The following is a 21,480-nucleotide window of genomic DNA, read 5'->3' on the forward strand; positions in this document are numbered from 1 at the left end:
ACTCCGAATGGTGCATGAGAACCACAGCTGATGGGCGCCCGTTCAGCCGCATCGCAGACTTGTTACGGCACGCAGGTGAAGGCAAAATGCCATTAGTTTCGCCAGATGCGAAAGCTGCTTTACCGCTCAGGACAACCGGACCTGATAGCTAAGGCGCCAGCCGTGACATTCCACAGGGATGCACCACGACTGGCGCCTTTATTTTTGGGTTCGAACAAGCTGGCACGCGACGTACGCCCCGGCAGAACCGGCACCCAACCTGCATGTGATCGTATGAAGAAGAAGCAATGCTGACCGAAGAAACCCTGCGCACCGCGCTGGAAGAAACCATTGAGGTGCTGGAACGCACCCGCCGCTCGTTCAAGTCCCGCGAGCTCGGCCAGCTGCGCCAGCGCCTGATCGACCTGCTCGAACAGCTGGAAATGGATGCGGGGAGCAACAAAGAGGGCGATTGATCGCCGCCTGGTAACACACCCGATGTATACGGATGCACCGACCCATCCGATGAGAGCACCGCCAATAGAAGCGGCGCCGCCAACTGCCTTGCGTATTCAGACCCATACTCCAAGGAAGATCTGTCTATGCGCCTCAACATGCCCGTCAGCGGCCGCGAAGTAACGGTTGGTGAAACGGCGAACATACTGTCTACCACCGACCTGAAAGGCACCATCACCTACGCCAACCCGGATTTCGTCGCGATTTCCGGATTCGCCGAAGACGAACTGCTGGGTGAGCACCACAACACGGTGCGGCACCCGGACATGCCGGAGGCGGCATTTGCCGATCTCTGGCAGACGCTACAGGCGAACAAGTCGTGGATGGGCGTCGTGAAGAACCGCTGCAAGAACGGTGACCACTACTGGGTAAGCGCCTTCGCCACGCCAGTCTGCCGGGACGGCAAGGTGGTGGAATACCAGTCGGTGCGCACTCGCCCGCAGCCTGAGCAGATCCAGGCAGCTGAAGCGCTTTACGCCCAGCTGCGTGCCGGTCGCGGGGGTAAGTCGCTGAGCTGCGCGCTGGGGCTGCGCGAGCGCACGGCGCTGCTTGCCGCTGCCGGCGGGGCTTTCGGTGTTGCCCTCGGCAGCCTGCTCGTCGCAACCCCGGTGGCAGCAACGGTAGCCGGCCTCGCGCTTGGCGGGGCGATGGCTGTGGCAGTAACAATGTCGCTGGCACCGCTCTCACGCCTGGCGCAGCAAGCCCGGCGGATCGGCCACAATCCGGTCAGCCAGCTGATCTACACCGGACGTAAGGACGAAGTCGGCGAGATCGCCTTCGCCATGAAGATGCTGGAAACCGAAGCCGGAGCCATGGTTGGGCGCATCGCCGACTGCAGCCGGCAGCTCAGTGATCATGCGCGCGACCTGCTCGGCGCCATGCATGGCAGCACCCAGAGCGCCTCACGCCAGCAGCAGGAAACCGACCTGATCGCTACGGCGATCCAGCAAATGAGTGCCAGCGTGCAGGACGTCGCACTCAATGCACAACGCACCGCCGAAGTCGCGGCCCGGGCCGACAGCGAAGCAGCTAGCGGCCGGGAGATCGTCGGCCTGACCGGCAGCAGCATCACCCGGCTGGCCGGCGACATTCAGAAGGCCGCCGAGGTGATTCACCAGCTCGAGAGCCACAGCCAGGAAATCAGCCGGGTACTCGATGTCATTCATGGCATCGCCGAACAGACCAACCTGCTCGCGCTGAATGCAGCCATCGAAGCGGCGCGTGCAGGCGATCAGGGCCGCGGCTTCGCCGTAGTGGCCGACGAAGTGCGCCAGCTGGCATCGCGGACATCCAGCGCGACCACCGATATCCAGAGCATGATCGGGTCACTGCAGGCCGGTGCGCGGCAAGCCGTGGAGGTCATGCAGCGTAGCCGTGAGCAGGCGCAGCACAGTGTCAGCCATGCCGACCAGGCCGAACATTCGCTGGGTGGCATCAACAGACGGGTGAACGAAATCAGCGCGATGAGTACTCAGATTGCCGCCGCCGTCGACCAGCAGAGCGCAGCCAGCGAAGAAATCACCCAGAGCATCGTCAGCATCCGCGCCAGCTCGGAAGATCACGTCGCGACTGGACGGCACAGCCAGTGCAGTGCCTCAGGCGTGGCCCACCTGGCGGACGGCATGCTGGAACTGGTGCAGCAGTTCTGGGCGCGGCGCCGCGGCTGATGGTAAGGAGTGCGACGGGCGGCAGCGACCAGCCGCTCTGGCACGGGGTGAATGGAGCCGGCTGCTGTCAGTCGGCCCATTCGGTGTCGGCGGTGAATACAACGGTTATCCAGCGATCAGGCCCCGCGCCACCCACTGCGTTGCCGATCTCCTCGCGCAGGGCGTCCCATTGCCGGATCGTCCTGGCCTCGTCTGTCTCCGGCACGATGAAGTACAGTTCAACTTCGCGAGAGCGGCCCACCTTGGCGACATAAGCGCGGTAGGACAAGAAACCGTGTTTCTCGACGAACGCCTGGGCAACGCGGTCAACGTGCCTTTTGAAGTCGCCCGGCGTGACCAGGAATATGTCCGCCATAGCCTGACGTATCACCGCCATCGGCATAGGAATGATGACCAGGCAGACCAGTGCCAGCACGGCTGGATCGATATATGGCGATATCCACTCCCAAGTGGTGCCCTGCACGAAGAAGCCGATACAGAACGCCACCAGTAGGGCGGTGGTGATGCCCGCGGACATGATCCAGCCGTTTATGTCCATGCGCAGGAAATCCGAGCCGATTCTGCGGTTGGCGCGGTTTTCGACCGCGGCGATGGCGGCGCAGACCGATACGGTGAGCACGGCGTAGACCAGCGCCAAGTCGAAGGCCAGTGTGCGGCCGCCTTCCAGCAAACTGCTGACGGCGTTGATAAGCGCGTAGATCGCGACGCTCGTCAACAGGATACCGTTCAACGCCAAGACCATAGGTTCGAGGTGCCAGAACCCCATGGTGAAACGCTCGCGCATCTTGCGCGACACGTTGGTTGCGGTCGCGTAAGAGGTGATCAGTCGGACCACCATCAGCGACAGGCCGCTCATGCTGGCGTCGACTAGCGAATAGACGCCATCGAAGGCTATCGAGAATGACCCGGAGGCCAAACCGAAACCGATACCGATCGCAGCAATGAACAACGTGGCAGCGATGGACGTGCGCAGGACACCCTGTTCGCTCGTGAGGTTGAAGAAGGCATGCTGCTTGGCTTCTCCCATGTGGATACTCCTTACGCTGGCTGCGTGCAGCCAGCCTGTCGATGAGTTGCACTGAAAGGGTTGCCGGACGGCAGGTCTGGGCAGCCCGATAAGCCTGCTTCAGGGCCGGCCGCTGCCTGAGCGGCAGGGAGAGACGAAAAGTCGGAGGCTCGGCTGTGCTCGCGTGACGAGGGCTTGCCCCGATGCTGACGCAGGCGTGCAGCCTAACATCCTGCGACGCGCATGTTCGTTTTAATAGACGATCGTGTCGAATATCGTTCAGGCTCTCAGCAATCCTCCGCCGCGTTCAGCCCCCCTGCGGCATGAAACGCACCCTCACCAGAAGGCCACCGAGCTCGCCCTGATCCAGGCTGATCTCGGCCCGATGGGCGCGGACGATCTCGCCGACGATGGCCAATCCCAACCCGGCGCCATGCCCGCCAGTGTCACGGCGGTAGAAGCGCGCGAAAACGCGGTCATGCTCGGCAGCAGGAATGCCGGGGCCGTCGTCCTCCACCTCCAGCACGGCGCCGTCGAGCACCCGTAGCACCACGTTGCCGCCGGTCAGCGTGTGCGCCAGCGCATTGTCCAGCAGGTTGCTCAGCAGCTCGCTGATCAGCGTCGGCTCGCCGTCGATCCACACCGGCGCGTCGGCCTCCAGGGCCAGGGCGACACCGCGCTTGTGGGCCAATGCCGCCATTGCCAGCCCCAGCTCGCGGGCCAGCTGCGACAGATCAAGACGCTGCGCACCGCCCTCGGCAATGGATTGCGCGCCGCTTTCGATACGCGCCAGTGAGAGCAGCTGGTTGGCCAGATGGATGACCTTGTCGGTGCTCTGCCCGGCATCTTCCAGAGTGCTTCGCCAGACCGCAGGTTCCGCTTCGCGCAGGCCCAGTTCGATCCGCGCCTTCAGCGCCGCCAATGGCGTGCGCAGCTCATGGGAGGCATCGGCGATGAAGCGCGCCTGGCGCTCGAACTGTCCGCGCAGACGCTCGGTGAACCCATTGAGGGCCGCCACCAGTGGCTTCAATTCACGTTGCACGCTGACCAGCGGCAGCGGTCGCAGATCGTCCGGGGCGCGCTCCTGCACCGCCTCGCTGAGCCGGCCCAACGGCCGCAGTGCGGCGCTGACCGCCAGCCATACCAGCACCAGCGCGGCAATCGCCATCAAGCCGACCCGCCACAGGGTATCGGTGAGCAGGCCACGCGCCATACGCTCGCGTGCGCCAAGGGTCTCTGCCACGCGGATCTCGGCGATGCCGTTGAGCTCCGGTTCGCTGACCGGTTGCAGCAGGCTCACAAGACGCACGCCCTGGCCCTGGAACTCGCCGTCGTAGAAGCGCGCCAGCGCCGGGTAGTCATCGGTGCGCGGGACATCGGCACCGGGCGCCGGCAGGTGATCGTATCCGCTGACCAGACGGCCCTCGATATCCAGCACCTGGTAATAGATGCGTCCGGCACTGTCGTAGGCGAACGTGTCCAGCGCCACGTAGGGCACGTTCGCCCGCAGCTTGCCATCGTTCGCCACCAGACCATCGGCAATCGCCCTGGCCGAGGCCAATAGTGTGCGGTCGTAGGCGGTGTCGGCGGCGGCACGCCCGTTCCAGTAGGCGCTCCAGCCACTGAAGAGCAACAGCAGGGCGAGCAGGACTGCCAGACGGCGCAGCAGCCGCGCCCGCAGACTGCCGGCGACCACCGGCTCAGCCATCGAGCGCCTCGAGCAGATAGCCCAGGCCGCGGAAGGTGACGATGCGTACCGGCTGGCCTTCCAGCTTTTTGCGCAAACGGTGGATGTAGATTTCGATGGCATCGGCGCTGGCGTCCTCGTCCAGGCCGAACACCTGGGCGGCGAGCTGGTCCTTGCTCATCACCCGTCCGGGACGGGCGATCAGCGCCTCAAGCACACCCTGCTCGCGGGACGTCAGCGTTAACGGCTCGTCGGCCAGACTGAAGCGCCGTGCATCCAGGTCGTAGACCAGCGCGCCGCAGCGCTGCTGGCGTTCACCCCCACCGACGCTGCGCCGCAGCAGTGCCTTGACCCGCGCTTCCAGCTCGGACAGTTCGAACGGCTTGGCCAGGTAATCGTCGGCCCCAAGGTTCAGTCCGTGCACGCGGTCGCTGACCTCACCGCGGGCGGTGAGCATCAGCACCGGCAGCGTCTTGCCGCGCTCGCGCAGACGAGCCAGCACCTGAAAGCCATCCAGGCGCGGCAGGCCAACGTCGAGAATCGCCAGTGCGTAATCCTCGCTGGCCAGCGCCAGATCGGCGGCGACGCCGTCTTGCAACAGGTCCACGGTCCAGCCGGCGGCGCGCAATGCCTGCGCCACGCTTTCGGCGAGCTGGGGGTGGTCCTCGACCAGAAGAATTCGCATTGCCTGTCCTCTGCCATGGCGACGGGGCGCCAGTGTAGCGGTAGATCATCCACCCCGCCGCTGGCTTTGAGCACTGAAAGGCTGGCGAAAGCTTGACCATCTAGGATCGCTCATAGGTGGCTCGAACCACCCCGCGCGGCGCATATCGCCGTCACAACAAAAACAATAGTGGAGATACACGATGCTGACTGCCGTCAGACGCTCACCCGTTCCTGCACGTCTCGCTCTCGCCGTTGCCGCCGCCTCGCTGGCCCCAGCGACTCAGGCCGCCTTTATCGAAGACAGCAGTGCGACCCTGCACACGCAGAACATCTACCTGAACCGCGACTTTCGCGAAGGCTCCGGCCAGTCCAAGCGCGAAGAGTGGACCCAGGGCTTCATTCTCGATGTCCAGTCCGGTTTCACCGAAGGCACTGTAGGCCTCGGCCTCGACGCCATGGGCATGCTTGGCATCAAGCTGGATTCCGGTGGCGGCCGCGCCGGCACCGATCTCTTGCCGGTGCACGACGACGGCAGCACGCCGGACGAATTCAGCCGCCTGGGCCTGACCGCCAAGGCGAAGATCGCCGATACCGAGCTGCGCTATGGCTCGCACATTCCGGAGATGCCGGTGGTCAAGGCCAGCGACAGCCGCACGCTGCCGCAAGTGTTCGAGGGCGCCACCGTCACCTCGACGGACATCGAAGGCCTAACGCTGACCGGTGGCCGCCTGGACAAGGTGATCGACCGCGCCTCGACCAACTCCCAGGACCTGCAGCTGAACAACAAGAACAGCCGCTTCGCCAGTGCCGCCGAGGCCGACCACCTGACGTTCGCCGGGGCCGAGTACGCCTTCAACAAGAACCTCACCGGTCGTTACTACTATGGCGAACTGGACGATGTGTATCGCCAGCATTTCTTCGGCCTGCTGGCCGTCAAGCCGCTGACCGACAACTCGGCGCTGAGCGCGGATCTGCGCGTAATGATCAGCGATGACACCGGTGCAGCCAATGCCGGCAAGATCGACAACCAGGCCTGGAATGGCATGTTTGGCTACAGCCTGGGCGGGCACAAGGTCAGCCTCGGCTACCAGCAGATGCGCGGCGACACCGGCTACGCCTACCTCGATGGCAGCGATCCGTTTCTGGTCAACTTCGTGCAGATCAACGACTTCGCCAACGCCGACGAGCGCTCCTGGCAGGCACGCTACGACTATAACTTCGCTGCCATGGGTATTCCCGGCCTGAGCTTCCTGACCCGTTACGTTTCCGGCGACAACGCCGAATACAACGGTGGCAACAACGGCAGCGAGTGGGAACGCGACATTGAGCTGAAGTACGTGGTGCAGAGCGGCCCGCTGAAGAATGTCGCGGTCCGTATGCGCAACGCCATGTTCCGCTCCGACTTCGCCCGCGACGCCGATGAGAATCGCCTGATCGTCAGCTACAGCCTGCCAATCTGGTAAACCCGGGCCACAATAAGAACTCCAGGAGACTCCCATGAAAACCGCTCTCAGTCGTTTCGCCCTGCTCGGCTCCTGCCTGCTGCTCTCCAGCCAGTTGCTCGCCGAACCCAAGCGCCCCGAATGCATCGCTCCAGCCAAGCCCGGCGGCGGTTTCGACCTGACCTGCAAGCTCGCGCAAAGCGGCCTGAAGGACAGCGGCCTGCTCAAAGCGCCGATGCGCGTCACCTACATGCCAGGTGGGGTCGGCGCAGTGGCCTACAACGCGGTGGTCGCCCAGCGCGCGGCGGACCCCGCAACCATCACGGCTTTTTCCAGCGGTTCACTGCTCAACCTTGCCCAGGGCAAATTTGGTCGCTACGACGAGAATGCCGTGCGCTGGCTGGCGGGCGTGGGCACCGACTATGGCGCCATCACGGTACGCGCCGATGCGCCCTACCAGAACCTCGATGAGCTGATCGCCGCGGTGAAGAAGGACCCGACCAGTGTGGTGTTCGGCGCAGGCGCCACCATCGGCGGCCAGGACTGGATGCAGACCGCTCTGATCGCACGTCAAGCAGGCATCGAACCGCAGAAGCTGCGCTATGTAGCCTTCGAAGGCGGTGGCGAAACACTCACCGCCATGCTCGGCGGCCACGTCCAAGTCACCTCCAGCGGCCTGGGCGAGGTCACTCCACAACTGGCGGCCGGCAAGGTCCGGGTGCTCGCGGTGCTCTCCGATGAACGTCTGCCGGGTCGGCTAAACGACATTCCCACCGCCAAGGAACAGGGTTACGACATCAGCTGGCCAGTGATCCGCGGCTTCTACATGGGGCCGGAGGTGTCTGATGAGGACTTCAACTGGTGGAAGACCCAGTTCGACACCCTGCTCGCCGACGAGGACTTCGCCAAGCTGCGCGAGCAGCGCGACCTGTTCCCGCTGTCGATGACGGGCGATGAGCTCGAAGCGTTCGTCAGCAAGCAGGTGCAGGAGTACAAGGCCCTCGCCGGCGAGTTCGGCCTGATCAAGTAACCGAACGCCCGGCCCGCGTTCTGTCGGGCCGGGCAGTTGACGCTCGGGCGCTGCCGCGCCAGGCCGTCGAATCCTGAGGTATCCCTTCATGTACGTACGTGTCTTCGCCGCGGCGTGGCTGCTCGCCTGCGCCGGCCTCGCCCTGCTCGCCTGGGGCTTCGAGGCGCCCTTTGCCTACGACCCGGTTGGGCCGCGCGCCTACCCGCTGTTGCTGCTGTTTCTGATGACGTGCGGCGCACTGTGGCTGCTGCTCAAGCCGCACGGCGAGCCGACGCCCGCGTTCGACCGAGGCAGGGCCAAACGAGCCGTGCTGTGCGTGCTGGTTCTGCTGACCTACTCGCTGCTGTTCGAAATTCTCGGTTTCGTGATCAGCACCGCCCTGGCCGGTTTCGCCCTCGGTCTGCTGTTCAACGGTCGCCTGTGGCCCTGCGTGATCAGTGGTGCGCTGCTTGGCGCGCTGCTCTACGGGTTGTTCGATTACCTGCTGGACGTACCGCTGCCGCTTGGCCTGCTACGTCTGCTGGAGAGCTGAAATGGAAACACTGAATTTCTTGATGCAGGGCTTCGATGTCGCCACGCGACCGACCAACCTGCTGGTGGCGCTGTTCGGCGCCTTCGTCGGCACCGTCGTTGGGCTGCTGCCGGGCCTCGGCCCGATCAACGGCGTGGCGCTGCTATTGCCACTGGCCTTCGCCCTCGGTCTGCCACCGGAAACCGCGCTGATCCTGCTCGCCGCGGTGTACCTGGGCTGCGAATACGGCGGGCGCATCTCGGCGATCCTGCTCAACGTCCCCGGCGACGCCGCCGCGGTGATGACCACTCTCGACGGCTACCCGCTGGCACGTCAGGGCAAAGCAGGCATCGCGCTGTCACTGTCGGCAGTCAGCTCGTTCATCGGCAGCATCATCGCCACCTGTGGCGTGGTGCTGTTCGCCCCGCTACTGGCCAAGTGGGCAGTGGCCTTCGGCCCGGCCGAGTACTTCGTGCTGATGATCTTCGCCATCGCCTGCCTCGGCGGCATGGTGGGAGACAAGCCGGTGAAAACACTGATGGCCGCACTGATGGGCCTGGCCCTGGCGACGGTGGGCGTGGACTCGACCACCGGGGTGTACCGCTTCACCTTCGGCAGCGTCAGCCTGTCGGACGGCATCCAGTTCGTCATCGTGGTGATCGGCTTCTTCAGCGTCAGCGAAGTCCTGTTGATGCTGGAGAAAACCCACAGCGGGCAGAAGGCGGTCAAGGCCAGCGGCCGGCTGCTGTTCAACTTCAAGGAATTCTGCTTCACGTTCTGGACCATGGTGCGCAGCGCCGTGGCCGGCTTCGTCATCGGCACGCTGCCGGGGGCCGGGGCGACCATCGCTAGCGCCATGACCTACATGAGCGAGAAGCGTATGGCCGGCGACAAGGGCCGCTTCGGCGACGGCGACCTGCGCGGCCTGGCCGCCCCGGAAGCCGCCAACAACGCCTCGGCGTGCGGCTCACTGATCCCCATGCTGACCCTGGGCGTGCCCGGCTCCGGCACCACGGCGGTGATGATCGGCGCGCTGACGCTGTACAACATCACCCCGGGGCCTTTGCTGTTCGAACAGCAACCCGATGTGGTTTGGGGCCTGATCGCCTCGCTGTTCATCGGTAATGTGATCCTGCTGATCATGAACATCCCGCTGGTGGGTCTGTTCTCGCGCATGCTCAGCGTGCCGAACTGGGTACTGGTGCCGACCATCACGGTGATCAGCATGGTCGGCGTGTATTCGGTGCACAGCACGGTATTCGACCTGGTACTGATGGTCGGGCTGGGCGTGTTCGGCTATATCCTGCGCAAGCTGGACTTCCCCTTGTCGGCCGTGATTCTCGGCTTCGTTCTCGGTGAACTGATGGAGGACAACCTGCGCCGCGCTCTGTCGATCTCCGCTGGCGAACTGGGCATCCTCTGGGGCAGCCCGATTACCCTTGCGCTGTGGGGGCTGACCGTGGCGATGCTGGCCATGCCGGGGTTGCGCTGGTATCTCAAGCGTCGTCGCGGCAACGTCGTCGAGGCGCAGGCCTGAGATGCGGGGCACGTTGCCAGCCTGGTGGGCGACGCCACTGATCGGCGCGCTCGGCGGCTGGATGGCGACTCTGGCCAACTGGCCGCTGCCATGGATGGTCGGTTCGCTATTGGCAGTGATTGCGGTGCGCTGCAGTGGCTGGCTGGTGGGTGAAATTCCCCGCGGCCGCCAGACCGGCCAATGGATCGTCGCCAGTGCCATAGGCCTGCACTTCACCAGCGAGGTGATGCAACAGGTGCTTGCGCATTTCGGCGTTATCCTCGCCGGTGCGGTCGGGACCCTGCTGCTCGGCCTGATCGGCATTGCCATTCTGCTGCGCGCCGGCTGCGACCGCGCCACCGCGTTCTTCGCCAGCATGCCGGGCGGCGCCAGCGAGATGGTGGTATTGGCCAATCGGCACCAGGCCGAACCTGCGCGTGTCGCGGCGGCACACAGCCTGCGCTTGCTGCTGGTAGTACTGATCGTGCCGGCGCTGTTTACCTGGGGCTTGCCATCGATGGATGCCCCGCCGCCCGCACCGGTGAGCTGGGCCTGGCTGGCGCTGCTGCTTCCGGCTGGTGGCTTACTGGCGCTGCTCTGGCGTCGGCTAGGCCAACCCAACCCGTGGATGCTCGGGCCGCTGACTGCCTGCGCTGTGGCCAGCGTGGTGTTCGACCTGCACATCGGCCTGCCCGGCTGGGCCGGGGCCCTGGGCCAGTGGTTGATCGGCTGTTCGCTGGCCTGCCATTTCGACCGCCCGTTCTTTCGCAGTGCGCCAACGTTCCTCTTGCGCATTTTGCTATTCACGCTGCTGGCGATGCTCGTCGCCGCCGCGCTGGGTGGCGCTCTGGGATGGATGACCACACTGGATAAGGTATCGCTGATGCTCGGCATGATGCCCGGCGGGATCACCGAGTTGTGCCTGACGGCCGAGGCCTTGCAGCTCTCGGTAGCATTGGTCACAGCAGTGCAGGTGCTGAGGTTGTTTCTCGTGATGTTCCTGGCCGAGCCGCTGTTTCGATTCTGGCAACGCCGCTGGAGCTGAGCGGTTTGCGGAGCACCTGGCTTTCAAGCCGCTGATCAGCACTCTGCGCATCATCGGCAGCACGTGGCGCGCGGGGCACCTTGCCGAGCGCTCCGCTCTGTTCCAGCCGCCGCAGCAAACTCAGCCAAAGAACCAGTAGCACACGCCAATAGCTGCCACGATCCCGACAAAATCCGCCACCAGCGCACAGCCCACGGCGTGCCGCGCACGCTGAATGCCCACCGCTCCGAAGTACACCGCCAGCACATAGAAGGTAGTTTCGGTACTGCCCTGCACCGTCGCCGCCACCAGTGCCGGAAAGCTGTCCACGCCTTGGCTCTGCATGGTCTCGATCAGCATCGCCCTCGCGGCGCTACCGGAGAACGGCTTGACCAGCGCAGTCGGCAATGCATCGACGAAGCGCGTGTCCCAACCGAACGCCTCCACCAGCCAGCGAATGCCCTCCAGGCCGAAATCCAGCGCACCGGATGCACGCAACGCACCGATCGCACAGAGCATGGCGATCAGATAGGGCAGCAGGCTTTTCGCGACATCAAAGCCTTCCTTCGCCCCTTCGACGAAGGCTTCGTACACCGGCACTTTTCGCAGCGCACCAACGATCAGAAAGGCGATGATCAGCCCGAACAGCGTCAAGTTACCGAGCAGCGATGACAACGAGCCCAGCGCCGTGACCGATAACTCGGCCAGCAGCGCCATGAAGCCCCCGAGCAACAGGGCACCGGGAATGAAATAGGCGAGCACCACCGGATCCCACAGGCGCAAACGCTGCATCAGCGCCACCGCCAGCAAGCCAGCCAGGGACGAGGCGCTGGTCGCCAGCAGGATCGGCAGGAACACCAGCGTCGGATCTTCCGCGCCCTGCTGCACGCGATACATGAAGATCGACACCGGCAATAACGTCAGCGACGAAGTGTTGAGCACCAGAAAGAGGATCTGCGCATTGCTCGCCACACTCGGCAGCGGGTTGAGCTCCTGCAGGGCCCGCATGGCCTTAAGCCCGATGGGTGTGGCGGCATTGTCCAGCCCTAAACCATTGGCGGCGAAGTTCAACGTGATCAACCCCAGCGCCGGATGGCCGGCCGGCACTTCAGGCATCAGACGGCGGAACAACGGACCCAGCAGGCGCGCAAGCAGTTCGATCAGCCCGGCTTTTTCGGCGATGCGCAAAAAACCCAGCCACAACGTCAGCGTGCCGAATAGCACGATCATCACTTCCACGGCCAATTTGGCCATGGCAAAAAGGCTCTCCACCAGCGCGGCAAAAACCGCAGGGTCGCCACCGATCAGCCAGCGCGCGAGGGCGGCAATCGCGGCAATCAGAAAAAAGCCCAGCCAGAGGCCGTTGAGCATGTTGTTCTCCCGTCAAAGCTGGCGGCGATGATAGCGGTGCGAGCGCGCAGGGGTCATCCGCCGATCGGCATACGAGACAGAAGATGGGAGAAATGGGACATCGAGGCGGGAGGTTAGACAGTATTGCGCGTGTAGCGTTTATTGCTGCACGCCGGCGATGGCAGTTGCGCCACCACCGGCAGCAGCCTCGCAGAACCCGGTCCGATAAAGGAGGCACTCCATGTACCCCTAGGTCGCTCCGCGTGGCAGAACAACCCGACCCCCTGGTTCACCCCGCTGAGGGGTCGAGCGCGCAGAGCCGTTACACTCGACGCGCGCTTTGGATCATCTTCGAAGCCGAACATGATCCGGCAAATTTGGCTTCCTATGCCGCTGCAACTCCAAAATGCAGCCGCCCTTGCGGGCGGCTATGACGCATCAAACGCGCGGCCCGCGACCACGGCCGAAGATCAGCGATGCTACGAACAGCACCAGGAAAACCACGAACAGGATCTTGGCGATACCCGTAGCGGTACCTGCGATGCCACCGAAGCCCAGTACAGCAGCGATGATGGCGATGATCAGGAAAGTAATTGCCCAACTCAGCATGGTGTGACTCCTCTTTGGTTCAGGAACGGTTCTCAGCGGATCAGATCAGCCCGATCGGCATCGATGTTTTTTTCGCATCCTTGCTGGTTCGCTTGCACGTCCCCTTCGTTGCTCAAAACACCCAGCGCTGCTCAGCAGGCGCCTGGCGATAATCGATCGTTTGCGGTTTCTGACCGGTCCGCACAAGCTCAATAGGTTGAGCGTCATACATACCGATTCGTTCCGCTGAATTCTGTTGCACCTGGCTGAGCGGTTGCGACATGGGGCGTTCGGCGCCCATGATCAGTACAACAACCGCAGCAGAGAGGAATCCCTTGCTGGCCAATGACACGCGGGCTTGGCGATCCATTCTCAACTCCTTCTAAGCGTGGCAACTCGTTTCGTTGACCAAGTTATTGCAGGTGTCGTGCCAGGCGAGACGGCACAGCTAAACCGTTTTAAATCAATAACTTACGGATGCCAACTCGGGGTGCGTCAACTCAAATTGCATGAGCACCCCTTTTATGCCGGGCGTTTTGCACGACCGCTTAGTGACGCGCCTCCTTGAGCTGCCGAATCCGCCCATGGCACGCACGCAACTTTGGTAGCTCGATGGCGAGCAATGCCCTGACATCCGGTTCGGCATCGCCAATGGCATCCTCGAAAGCCCGCAAGATGTCCGCCTCGGTATGTTCAAGCTGGTCGACATAGGCGGTGTCGTGATCGCCGATGCGCGATCGGGCATCGGCGTAGAGTTCTCGCATGCGTCCAGTCAGCGTTCCGCCTTGTGAAGGCTGTTCGTGACTGGCGGCTACTTTCACGGTCAGTGCCTGGATGACCTGAGTCTTTGCCTGGGCAAGGTCGCGGAACAGATGCTGCAGCTCGACGTCCTTTACTTCGTCGGCAGCATGCTGGTAGAAACGCTGCCCGTCGCGCGTGATCTCGATCAGCTCGTTGAGCTGGTTCATGGACTGGTTCATACAACCTCCTGTGGATTTGCGACAGATCGCGCCGGATACCGCGTGCCGGGATGCGGCGCCTTCTGATAATCGTCGCAAGCCGCATGCCAGCAGGCCCGCCGAGGCTGCCCCTGGCAAATCAGCCACTTGGAAGAAGTCGTTGATCGCCATGGTGTGCAGCATGCAGGAAAGCCTTGTCTGCACCGTGCAACTTGCAAGACTTTTCATAGACTAAGCACTCGCCAGCAACGCAACGGCGCCGCCGGGCGCTCGACACGCCATAATCAAATATTTTTCAGCGACCGAATTCGCCTTTGACGGGGAGCATCCATGGACCAAACGACGGACAACGGCGGACGCATCCTCCTTGTGGATGATGAAGCGGCGATCCTGCGTACTTTCCGCTATTGCCTGGAGGACCGCGGCTATACGGTCATGACCGCAGCCAGTGCAGCGCAAGCAGAAGCGATACTGCAACGGCAGGTGTTCGATCTGTGCTTCCTCGATTTGCGTCTGGGCGAAGACAACGGCTTGGATGTGTTGCAGCAGATGCGCTTGCTCGCGCCCTGGATGCGGGTAGTGATCGTCACCGCGCATTCGGCAGTGGATACCGCCGTAGATGCCATGCAAGCCGGCGCGGCCGATTACCTGCTCAAACCGTGCAGCCCGGAACAGCTTCGTCTCTCCGCGGCCAAGCAGTTGGAAGTACGCCAGATGGCGGCGCGCCTGGAAGCGCTGGAAGGTGAAGTCAAGCAACGCAGTGATGCGTTGGGTTCGCACAGCCCGGCGATGATGGCTGTGCTGGAAACAGCGCGGCAAGTAGCAGACACCGACGCCAACATCCTTATTCTCGGTGAGTCCGGTACCGGCAAGGGTGAGCTGGCGCGCGCCATTCACACCTGGAGCCGCCGCTCTAAGAAGGCCTTCGTCACCATCAACTGTCCTTCGCTGTCATCCGATCTGATGGAAAGCGAACTGTTCGGTCATAACCGCGGCGCGTTCACTGGAGCGACCGAGAGCACCCTGGGCCGCGTCAATCAGGCCGACGGCGGCACGCTGTTTCTGGATGAGATCGGCGACTTCCCGCTGGCCCTGCAACCCAAGCTGCTGCGCTTCATTCAGGACAAGGAGTACGAGCGGGTAGGCGATCCGGTCACCCGCCGCGCTGACGTGCGTATCCTTGCAGCAACCAATCTGAACCTCGAGGAGATGGTTCGCGAGGGCAAGTTTCGCGAGGATCTGCTCTATCGTCTCAACGTCATCACCCTCAACCTGCCGCCGATGCGCGAGCGCCCCGAGGATGTCTTGACGCTGGCCGAACGCTTTCTGGCCTTCTTTGTGAAGAACTACGGCCGTCCGGCGCGCGGTTTCAGCGACGCGGCAACCGCTGCACTGAAAACCTACCGCTGGCCGGGCAACGTCCGTGAACTACGCAACGTGGTCGAGCGAGCGAGCATCATCTGCCCGCAGCAAATGATCGACGTCAGTCATCTCGGGCTTGGTGAGCAGGTCGGCAGCAACGCACCGCGCATTGGTGAACCGCTCAGCCTCGAAGCACTGGAAAAAGCCCATATCGCCGGGGTGCTGAGCACCAGTGACACTCTGGAACAAGCGGCGCGCATCCTCGGGATCGATGCCTCGACCCTCTACAGAAAGCGTAAGCAGTACGGCCTATGAAACTCCAGATGAAGCTGCGAACCCGGCTATTCCTCGGGTTTTCAGCACTGATGACGGTAGCCCTACTCGGCCTGCTCCTGGCGCTGGTCAGCGTGATGCAGATGGCCAAGAGCCAGGAACAGCTGATTCGCAATAACTTCGCCATCATTGAGGTCAACCAGCAATTGCGTCAGGCGCTGGGAAACCACCTGATCGTCATGCTGACCGATGATAGCCAAGGCGAAGCACTGGATTCACTGCGCCAGAGCTTCCAGCAAACCCTCGAACGTGGCATCGCCGAAGCCAAGGATGACGCCGATCGGCAAGCGTTCCAGGCCATCGCCAGCGCCTATGCCAACTTCCTTCAGCAGGCCGACGCGTCCAGGCATCAGCGCCTTTCGCTGCTGGAAGACAACCCCTTGAGCCAGGCCTTCAATCAAGTTCGCAGCCTGATGTCCGATATGCAGCGCACGGCATACGACAAGATCCGCGATACGGAGCTGCGCAGTCGCGATCGTGCTTCGCTGCTGGCGGGGCTGCTGGGCCTCACGGCAATCGCCGTGCTGTTGATCGGCTTCATCACCGCGCACAGTTTCGCGCGCCGCTTCGGCGAGCCGATCGAACGACTTTCCGCAGCGGCAGACCAGATCGGACGCGGCGACTTCAACATTTCCCTGCCAACTCCGCCGATTGCCGAACTGTCCTCCCTGAGCCGTCGCTTCGGGCTCATGGCCCAGGCGCTGCACGAGTTCAAGCAAACCAATGTCGAGGCCCTGGTCAACGGCCAGCAGCGTCTGCAGGCCCTGCTCGACAGCATCGACGACGGCCTGTTGATCATCGACCGTGACGGCCGCCTGGAGCACGCCAACCCGGTGGCGCAGCGCCAGCTTGCCTGGGAGAACGAACACCTCGGCTCGACGCTGGGCGAAGCACTGGGCTATCCGGACCTGGACAAAGCGGCGCGGCAGGTGCTTGACGACAAACCGCTGTCCGATCCACCCGAGGACCTGATCATCGAGGCCGACGGCGAACGCCGCCTGCTAGCCTGGCGCATCAGCCCCGTCAGCCACCACGACGGCAGCATCAGTGGAGCGGTCATGGTGCTGCACGATGTCACCGATCAACGCACCTTCGAGCGCGTACGCAACGAGTTCGTACTGCGCGCATCTCACGAGCTGCGCACACCCGTCACCGGTATGCAGATGGCATTCAGTCTGCTGCGCGAGCGCCTGCGCTACCCGCCGGATAGTCGCGAGTCGGACCTGTTCGACACCGTGCACGAAGAAATGCAACGTCTGGTCCGACTGATCAACGATCTGCTCAATTTCTCGCGCTACCAAAGTGGCCAGCAAAAGCTCGAGGTCGAGCAGTGCAGTATTCCCGAACTGCTCGAGGCCGCGCGCCAACGTTTCGAGGTGGCCGCCGCCGACCAGGATGTGCAGCTAAAACTGGAACTGCAGCAGCCGCTGCCGACCCTGATGCTTGACCGTCAGCAGATCGAACGGGTTATGGATAACCTGCTGAGCAATGCTTTGCGGCACACGCCCAAGGGTGGCGAAGTCCGTCTGCTGGCGCGTCACCATGGCGAGCGGATGATCCTCAGCGTGGAAGACAACGGCGAGGGCATTCCCTATAGCCAGCAGGCACGCATCTTCGAACCGTTCGTGCAGATCGGCCGTCGTCGCGGCGGTGCCGGACTGGGACTTGCCTTATGCAAGGAAATCGCTCAACTGCATGGTGGCCGCATTGGCGTGCATTCGCGGATCGGCCACGGCACCATCTTCTACGTTGCACTGCCGATCTGACGGCGCCACCTCGAGGAAGCCCCCGATGCCGAGCCTGAACCCAAGCCCAGAGCAGCTTGCCGATTATGTTGAGGCGATGCCTTCCGGCGTGCCGATTCTGATGCTCAATCTGCTGCGCTACAACGACCAGGCGACCTATCCACCCGGAAGCCATCACAGCCCGTGCAGCGGCCGTGAAGCCTACGCCCGTTACAGCCGCGTGGCGCTGGCCAAGGTTCAGGCAAGCGGCGGCGCCGTAGAGATTCGCGCCAAGGCCCATGCCGCGCTGATTGCGCCACCGGATGAGCATTGGGACGAGCTGCTGCTGGTCAGTTACTCATCCAAGGAAGCCTTCCTGGCAATGGTCAGCGACAGCGAATATCAGCTCGCTGCGGAACATCGCACCGCAGCCCTGGCTGACTCGAGGCTGATTGGTACCACCCGCTACTGACCTTTAGCGCTTGGCCTGGCTGGCGAGCACCTGCAGCATCGCAGCGGTCTCGGCATCGGGCTCCCCATCGAAACGGGCCGGGCGGTACTTCATCTGGAACGCAGCGATCACGTTGCGCGTCTCGTCGTCCAGATGGCCATGGCGCGGCACCCGATAGCCCTGCGCGGCCAACGCATCCTGGAACCAGGCGATGGTCGGCAGGCCAGCAGACGCATAGCGCATCCGCTGCGCGGTGACTGCATCGGCATCAGGCCAGGGCACCAGCCCCTCGTCGGCGAGGCGCTTCCACGGGAACAAAGGCCCCGGATCGACTTTGCGCTGTGGGGCGATATCGCTGTGGCCGATGATGGCGCCCGGTTTGAGGTCGTGCCGCGCCATGATGTCCTTGAGCAGCACCACCAACGCGTCGATCTGCGCATCGGAATAGGGGTACCAAAGCCTGCGCCCGTCCGCGCTTTCCACATAACCCCGGTTGACTAGTTCGATGCCGATCGAAGTGGCATTCAGCCAGGTACGGCCATTCCACTCGCTTTCCCCCGCGTGCCAGGCGCGGCGGTTCTCATCTACCAGCCTATAGATGGTCGCGGGCGATTCGCCGATCAGATAGTGACTGCTGACATCACGGCCACTGAGCAGCTCCAGTGAGCGCGGCAGGTCGGTCGAGGTGTAATGCAGCACGATGAACTGAGCACGGCTGTCATGGCCGATCGAGCTGTAGCTGGTATCGATGCGCGGACCGCTGGCGCAACCGGCCAGCAGTAGAAGCAGCAGGGTGGTGGTGATGAGTTTCATCAGGAAGACCTCTGTGTCGACGACGAAATGACGCAGATGGGCAATGCCATGCGAGCTCTGCCACGCCCGCGATGCAGCAGCACTCAGCGCAAATGAGACGGGATTATACCCGGCGAGCCGGCGTGATCCACGCCGCTCGGTCAGGCCAGCTCGACGCGGTTACGCCCCGCATCCTTGGCACGGTAAAGCGCTCCGTCGGCACGCTCGAAGGCACGCTCCGTGGTATCGCCATCGGTGAATGCAGTGAGCCCGGCGGATACGGTGATAGCGACGCGCTGCCCCTTGAAGTGGAAAGGACAGCTACCAATGGAATCACGCAAGGATTCCATCAACTGCCGCCCCGCGTCATAAGGAGTATTTGGCAGCAGCACAACGAATTCCTCGCCACCGAAGCGAGCAATGAAATCGGTCTTGCGCAGCCGCTTGTGCAACTCGGTGCCGATGATCTTGAGCACTCGATCGCCGGCCAGATGACCGTAGCCATCGTTGACCCGCTTGAAATGATCGACGTCCAGTACGGCCAGCAGCAGATCGCCACCGTAGCGTTGCCAACGGGCAAACTCGATATCCAGACGCTCGTTCCAGGCGGCGCGATTGGGTAGCCCGGTCAACGGATCCTGCAACGCCTTTTGCCGCTGCTCCTCGAGATGCCCGCGCAGTCCACGCGCCGCCTGTTCCAGACTGCCAACTCGACTGACCAGCTGCTGCAGTCGCTCGCCAAGCTTCTGTTCCTGCTCACTGCGCTGCTGTCGATAGGTGTCGACCGTACCCAACAGGCCGTCCAGACGCGCCTCGACCACTTGTTTCAGACTCTTGAGGTCGGTGGCCTGGCGCATGCTGTCTTGCAGACCACCGACCTGCTCACGCAGCTCGGCATCCAGCGCCTGGGCGGCATCACGGCCTTCGCTATGGCCCTGATGCGCTGCGAGCAGATTTTCCTGCATCGCAGTAAGGCGCTCGTTCAGCGACTGCAGGTAGCTCTCGAACTCCCGCTGCCCCTGGTCGCCGAACGCGACCATAAGCATGGAGAGGTCATCCAGCAAGGGCACCAGCTCGTACCAGTTCAAGCCCTGCTCAACACGTGCACGCAGAGTCTGCTGCTGAGCCTGATGCTGCTCGGGCAGGTGCAAGCTATCAAGTAGGTTGCCCAACGTTGCTTCAATGCGCTCGGCGACGACGCTGTACGCAGGCTCCGGAGAATCCGGCAAGGCGTAAGACTCGGTGCCCTGCAAATGCTCGGGCTCTGGCTCGGCTTCTGCCTCGATCTCTCGCCCGACCTCTTGCTCGATCAGATCGAATTGCGCAGGGATCAAAGGCACTACATTCGGCGGTGCAACCTCGGGATCAGCCGCTGCCGGCTCGATCCTCGCCAATTGCATCAGCGCGATATCCTCCCTGGCGGCTGGACTGACTGTCGGAATAGTCGCCAGCAGCGGCTCGCCCGCCACCGCCACCGCCGCCGTGTCGTCGCGGCCGCCGAAAAAGCGCTTAAGGAACCCACTCTGCTGAGGCGCGGTTGCGCTCTGCAGACTCAGCACTTGCTCCTGCAGAACTCCCAATTCGCCGAGCAGTACGGGCAGCTCGCGCAACCGGGCCGCACGTTGATTCAGCTCTTTGGCGAAGCGCTTGAGCGGCTTGCGTAGCTCTGCCGGAAGCGGCATTCCCAGCAACTGAGAAACCAGCCGATGCAACGCGTCGGTCAGATGAGCGGCTCTTTCCTGGCGATGACGTTCAGACTCCAGCACGGCCTTTTCCAGGCGCGGCACAAGCTGGCTGAGCCCCTCATCCAGATCCCCCTCTCGCAGAATTTCACGCATCTCGTGCAGACAGCGCTCGACCGCCGGGTCGGCGCCTTCCACCGCCAGACTGCTGCGTACCAGGCTGCGACGCAGCAGGTCGACGCGCTGCTCCCAGCGAACCTCCTGCTGCTCCTGCCGCTCAGCCAACTGAAGGTATTTTTCCTTCCAACGCTCGGCTTCTTCGCTCATTTGGTTTCCAGCACCTGTACCGGCAAGCAATCACCTTGAAGTGAATCGGGCAGTCTGATCTCAACGGCTACCGGCAGGTGGTCGGAAATCGGCAACGCCAACACATCGACGCGCTCAAGCGTCAGACTCGGACTCAGCAGGATGTGATCCAGGCAGCGCTGAGGCCGCCAGCTTGGAAAGGTTGCCTCGACTTGTGGCGCAAGCAGCCCGAGATCGCGTAGCGGCGAGTTTTCCAGCAGATCGTTGGCATGGGTATTCATATCGCCCATCAGCACTTGATGACGGTAGCCGCCGATCAGTTCGCGGATATAGGCCAGCTGACGCGCCCGGGCTCCACCACCCAAGGCCAGATGCATCATCACCACGACCAGTGCATCCGGACCTTCGCCAAAACGTAGCAGAATCGCACCGCGCCCCGAGGGGCCCGGCAGTGGATGATCCTCCAGGCCCTGCGGCTCCAGCCGGCTGAGCACACCATTGCTATGCTGAGCGAAACGCCCAAGATTGCGGTTGAGCTGCTGATACCAGTACGGGAATTCGCCCAGATGGGCCAGATGCTCGACCTGATTGACGTAGCCGGAGCGCATGCTGCCACCATCGGCTTCCTGCAACGCCACCAGGTCATAGTTGCCTAGCACCTCGCCGATGCGCTTCAGATTCCCAGCGCGCCCAGGGTGCGGCAGCAGGTGCTGCCAACTTCGCGTCAGGTAGTGGTGGTAGCGCTCGGTACTGATGCCCACCTGGATATTGAAACTGAGCAGTCGCAGCCGACCGTCCGCCGGCAGGCCGCTGCTGGCCAGGCAGTGCGGATTGACGCGAGCCTTCCCCGGCCCGGCAAGGCGAGGCGCGCTCCAACGCCGCAACATTT

General features: G+C 63.1%; 20 protein-coding genes. 10 read left to right on the plus strand and 10 right to left on the minus strand.

The window, feature by feature from the left end:
* Positions 1-287 precede the first annotated feature (287 nt).
* Together CXK91_RS22750 and CXK91_RS15980 are read left to right on the plus strand one after the other, a co-directional pair.
* Positions 288-455, plus strand: a complete 168-nt coding sequence (locus tag CXK91_RS22750; protein ID WP_181003961.1) for a hypothetical protein — start codon at positions 288-290, stop codon at positions 453-455.
* 126 nt (positions 456-581) lie between these two features.
* Positions 582-2,162: a methyl-accepting chemotaxis protein gene (locus tag CXK91_RS15980; protein WP_103457096.1), complete on the plus strand. Its 1,581-nt coding sequence runs from the start codon at positions 582-584 to the stop codon at positions 2,160-2,162.
* A 67-nt stretch (positions 2,163-2,229) separates the two neighbouring features.
* On the opposite strand, the gene CXK91_RS15985 is transcribed toward CXK91_RS15980, so the two are convergent.
* The 3 genes from CXK91_RS15985 to CXK91_RS15995 all read right to left on the minus strand — a co-directional run bounded on the left by CXK91_RS15985 (position 2,230) and on the right by CXK91_RS15995 (position 5,540).
* Entirely contained in the window at positions 2,230-3,189 is a 960-nt protein-coding gene (locus CXK91_RS15985; protein ID WP_103457097.1) for a cation diffusion facilitator family transporter, read from the minus strand.
* Between the two features lie 286 nt (positions 3,190-3,475).
* A complete protein-coding gene (locus CXK91_RS15990; RefSeq protein WP_103457098.1) occupies positions 3,476-4,876 on the minus strand; it encodes a sensor histidine kinase in 1,401 nt (466 codons plus the stop codon).
* Positions 4,869-5,540: a response regulator gene (locus CXK91_RS15995; RefSeq protein ID WP_103457099.1), complete on the minus strand. Its 672-nt coding sequence runs from the start codon at positions 5,538-5,540 to the stop codon at positions 4,869-4,871. Before CXK91_RS15995 ends, CXK91_RS15990 begins: the two co-directional genes overlap by 8 nt.
* Before the next feature lie 181 nt (positions 5,541-5,721).
* Here CXK91_RS15995 and CXK91_RS16000 point away from each other — a divergent pair, with 181 nt between their 5' ends.
* The 5 genes from CXK91_RS16000 (at position 5,722) to CXK91_RS16020 (ending at position 11,065) form a co-directional block, all read left to right on the plus strand.
* Positions 5,722-6,984, plus strand: coding sequence for an OprD family porin (locus CXK91_RS16000; protein ID WP_103457100.1), 1,263 nt, complete (start codon positions 5,722-5,724; stop codon positions 6,982-6,984).
* A 34-nt stretch (positions 6,985-7,018) separates the two neighbouring features.
* Positions 7,019-7,993 carry a Bug family tripartite tricarboxylate transporter substrate binding protein gene (locus CXK91_RS16005; RefSeq protein ID WP_103457101.1) on the plus strand — a complete coding sequence of 325 codons (975 nt, stop codon included), beginning with the start codon at positions 7,019-7,021 and terminating at the stop codon, positions 7,991-7,993.
* Positions 7,994-8,081: 88 nt separating this feature from the next.
* Positions 8,082-8,525 (plus strand): tripartite tricarboxylate transporter TctB family protein, encoded by a 444-nt coding sequence (locus tag CXK91_RS16010; protein WP_103457102.1) that lies wholly within the window; start codon positions 8,082-8,084, stop codon positions 8,523-8,525.
* Position 8,526: 1 nt separating this feature from the next.
* Positions 8,527-10,041, plus strand: a complete 1,515-nt coding sequence (locus CXK91_RS16015) for a tripartite tricarboxylate transporter permease (protein WP_103457103.1) — start codon at positions 8,527-8,529, stop codon at positions 10,039-10,041.
* A 1-nt stretch (position 10,042) separates the two neighbouring features.
* Complete coding sequence (locus tag CXK91_RS16020) at positions 10,043-11,065, plus strand: AbrB family transcriptional regulator (protein WP_103457104.1); 1,023 nt, start codon at positions 10,043-10,045, stop codon at positions 11,063-11,065.
* Positions 11,066-11,185: 120 nt separating this feature from the next.
* On the opposite strand, the gene CXK91_RS16025 is transcribed toward CXK91_RS16020, so the two are convergent.
* The 4 genes from CXK91_RS16025 to CXK91_RS16040 all read right to left on the minus strand — a co-directional run bounded on the left by CXK91_RS16025 (position 11,186) and on the right by CXK91_RS16040 (position 13,962).
* On the minus strand, positions 11,186-12,415 hold the full coding sequence (locus tag CXK91_RS16025) for a nucleoside recognition domain-containing protein (protein WP_103457105.1): 1,230 nt from the start codon (positions 12,413-12,415) through the stop codon (positions 11,186-11,188).
* A 417-nt stretch (positions 12,416-12,832) separates the two neighbouring features.
* Positions 12,833-13,003 carry a DUF1328 domain-containing protein gene (locus CXK91_RS16030; RefSeq protein ID WP_003282841.1) on the minus strand — a complete coding sequence of 57 codons (171 nt, stop codon included), beginning with the start codon at positions 13,001-13,003 and terminating at the stop codon, positions 12,833-12,835.
* Positions 13,004-13,115: 112 nt separating this feature from the next.
* Positions 13,116-13,352, minus strand: coding sequence for a hypothetical protein (locus CXK91_RS16035; protein ID WP_103457106.1), 237 nt, complete (start codon positions 13,350-13,352; stop codon positions 13,116-13,118).
* Between the two features lie 178 nt (positions 13,353-13,530).
* Positions 13,531-13,962 carry a PA2169 family four-helix-bundle protein gene (locus tag CXK91_RS16040; RefSeq protein WP_103457107.1) on the minus strand — a complete coding sequence of 144 codons (432 nt, stop codon included), beginning with the start codon at positions 13,960-13,962 and terminating at the stop codon, positions 13,531-13,533.
* 309 nt (positions 13,963-14,271) lie between these two features.
* Here CXK91_RS16040 and algB point away from each other — a divergent pair, with 309 nt between their 5' ends.
* Genes algB through CXK91_RS16055 form a run of 3 tightly spaced genes read left to right on the plus strand, consistent with a single transcriptional unit; the run spans position 14,272 to position 17,832 of the window.
* The gene (gene algB, locus CXK91_RS16045; RefSeq protein WP_103457108.1) at positions 14,272-15,618 is read left to right on the plus strand and encodes a sigma-54-dependent response regulator transcription factor AlgB; all 1,347 of its coding nucleotides are present in this window, start codon (positions 14,272-14,274) and stop codon (positions 15,616-15,618) included.
* The gene (locus tag CXK91_RS16050) at positions 15,615-17,402 is read left to right on the plus strand and encodes a KinB sensor domain-containing domain (protein WP_103457109.1); all 1,788 of its coding nucleotides are present in this window, start codon (positions 15,615-15,617) and stop codon (positions 17,400-17,402) included. The genes algB and CXK91_RS16050 overlap by 4 nt, the downstream gene beginning before the upstream one ends.
* A 25-nt stretch (positions 17,403-17,427) precedes the next feature.
* Positions 17,428-17,832 carry a DUF1330 domain-containing protein gene (locus CXK91_RS16055; protein ID WP_103457110.1) on the plus strand — a complete coding sequence of 135 codons (405 nt, stop codon included), beginning with the start codon at positions 17,428-17,430 and terminating at the stop codon, positions 17,830-17,832.
* Between the two features lie 3 nt (positions 17,833-17,835).
* Here CXK91_RS16055 and CXK91_RS16060 read toward each other — a convergent pair whose 3' ends face one another.
* The 3 genes from CXK91_RS16060 to CXK91_RS16070 all read right to left on the minus strand — a co-directional run bounded on the left by CXK91_RS16060 (position 17,836) and on the right by CXK91_RS16070 (position 21,478).
* Positions 17,836-18,624: an N-acetylmuramoyl-L-alanine amidase gene (locus CXK91_RS16060; protein ID WP_103457111.1), complete on the minus strand. Its 789-nt coding sequence runs from the start codon at positions 18,622-18,624 to the stop codon at positions 17,836-17,838.
* Positions 18,625-18,764: 140 nt separating this feature from the next.
* Positions 18,765-20,612 (minus strand): GGDEF domain-containing protein, encoded by a 1,848-nt coding sequence (locus CXK91_RS16065; protein ID WP_103457112.1) that lies wholly within the window; start codon positions 20,610-20,612, stop codon positions 18,765-18,767.
* Positions 20,609-21,478, minus strand: a complete 870-nt coding sequence (locus CXK91_RS16070) for an endonuclease/exonuclease/phosphatase family protein (RefSeq protein WP_103457113.1) — start codon at positions 21,476-21,478, stop codon at positions 20,609-20,611. The genes CXK91_RS16065 and CXK91_RS16070 overlap by 4 nt, the downstream gene beginning before the upstream one ends.
* Positions 21,479-21,480: the final 2 nt, after the last annotated feature.

This window comes from Stutzerimonas stutzeri, from assembly GCF_002909485.1.
GTDB classification, from domain to species: Bacteria; Pseudomonadota; Gammaproteobacteria; order Pseudomonadales; family Pseudomonadaceae; genus Stutzerimonas; species Stutzerimonas stutzeri_AH.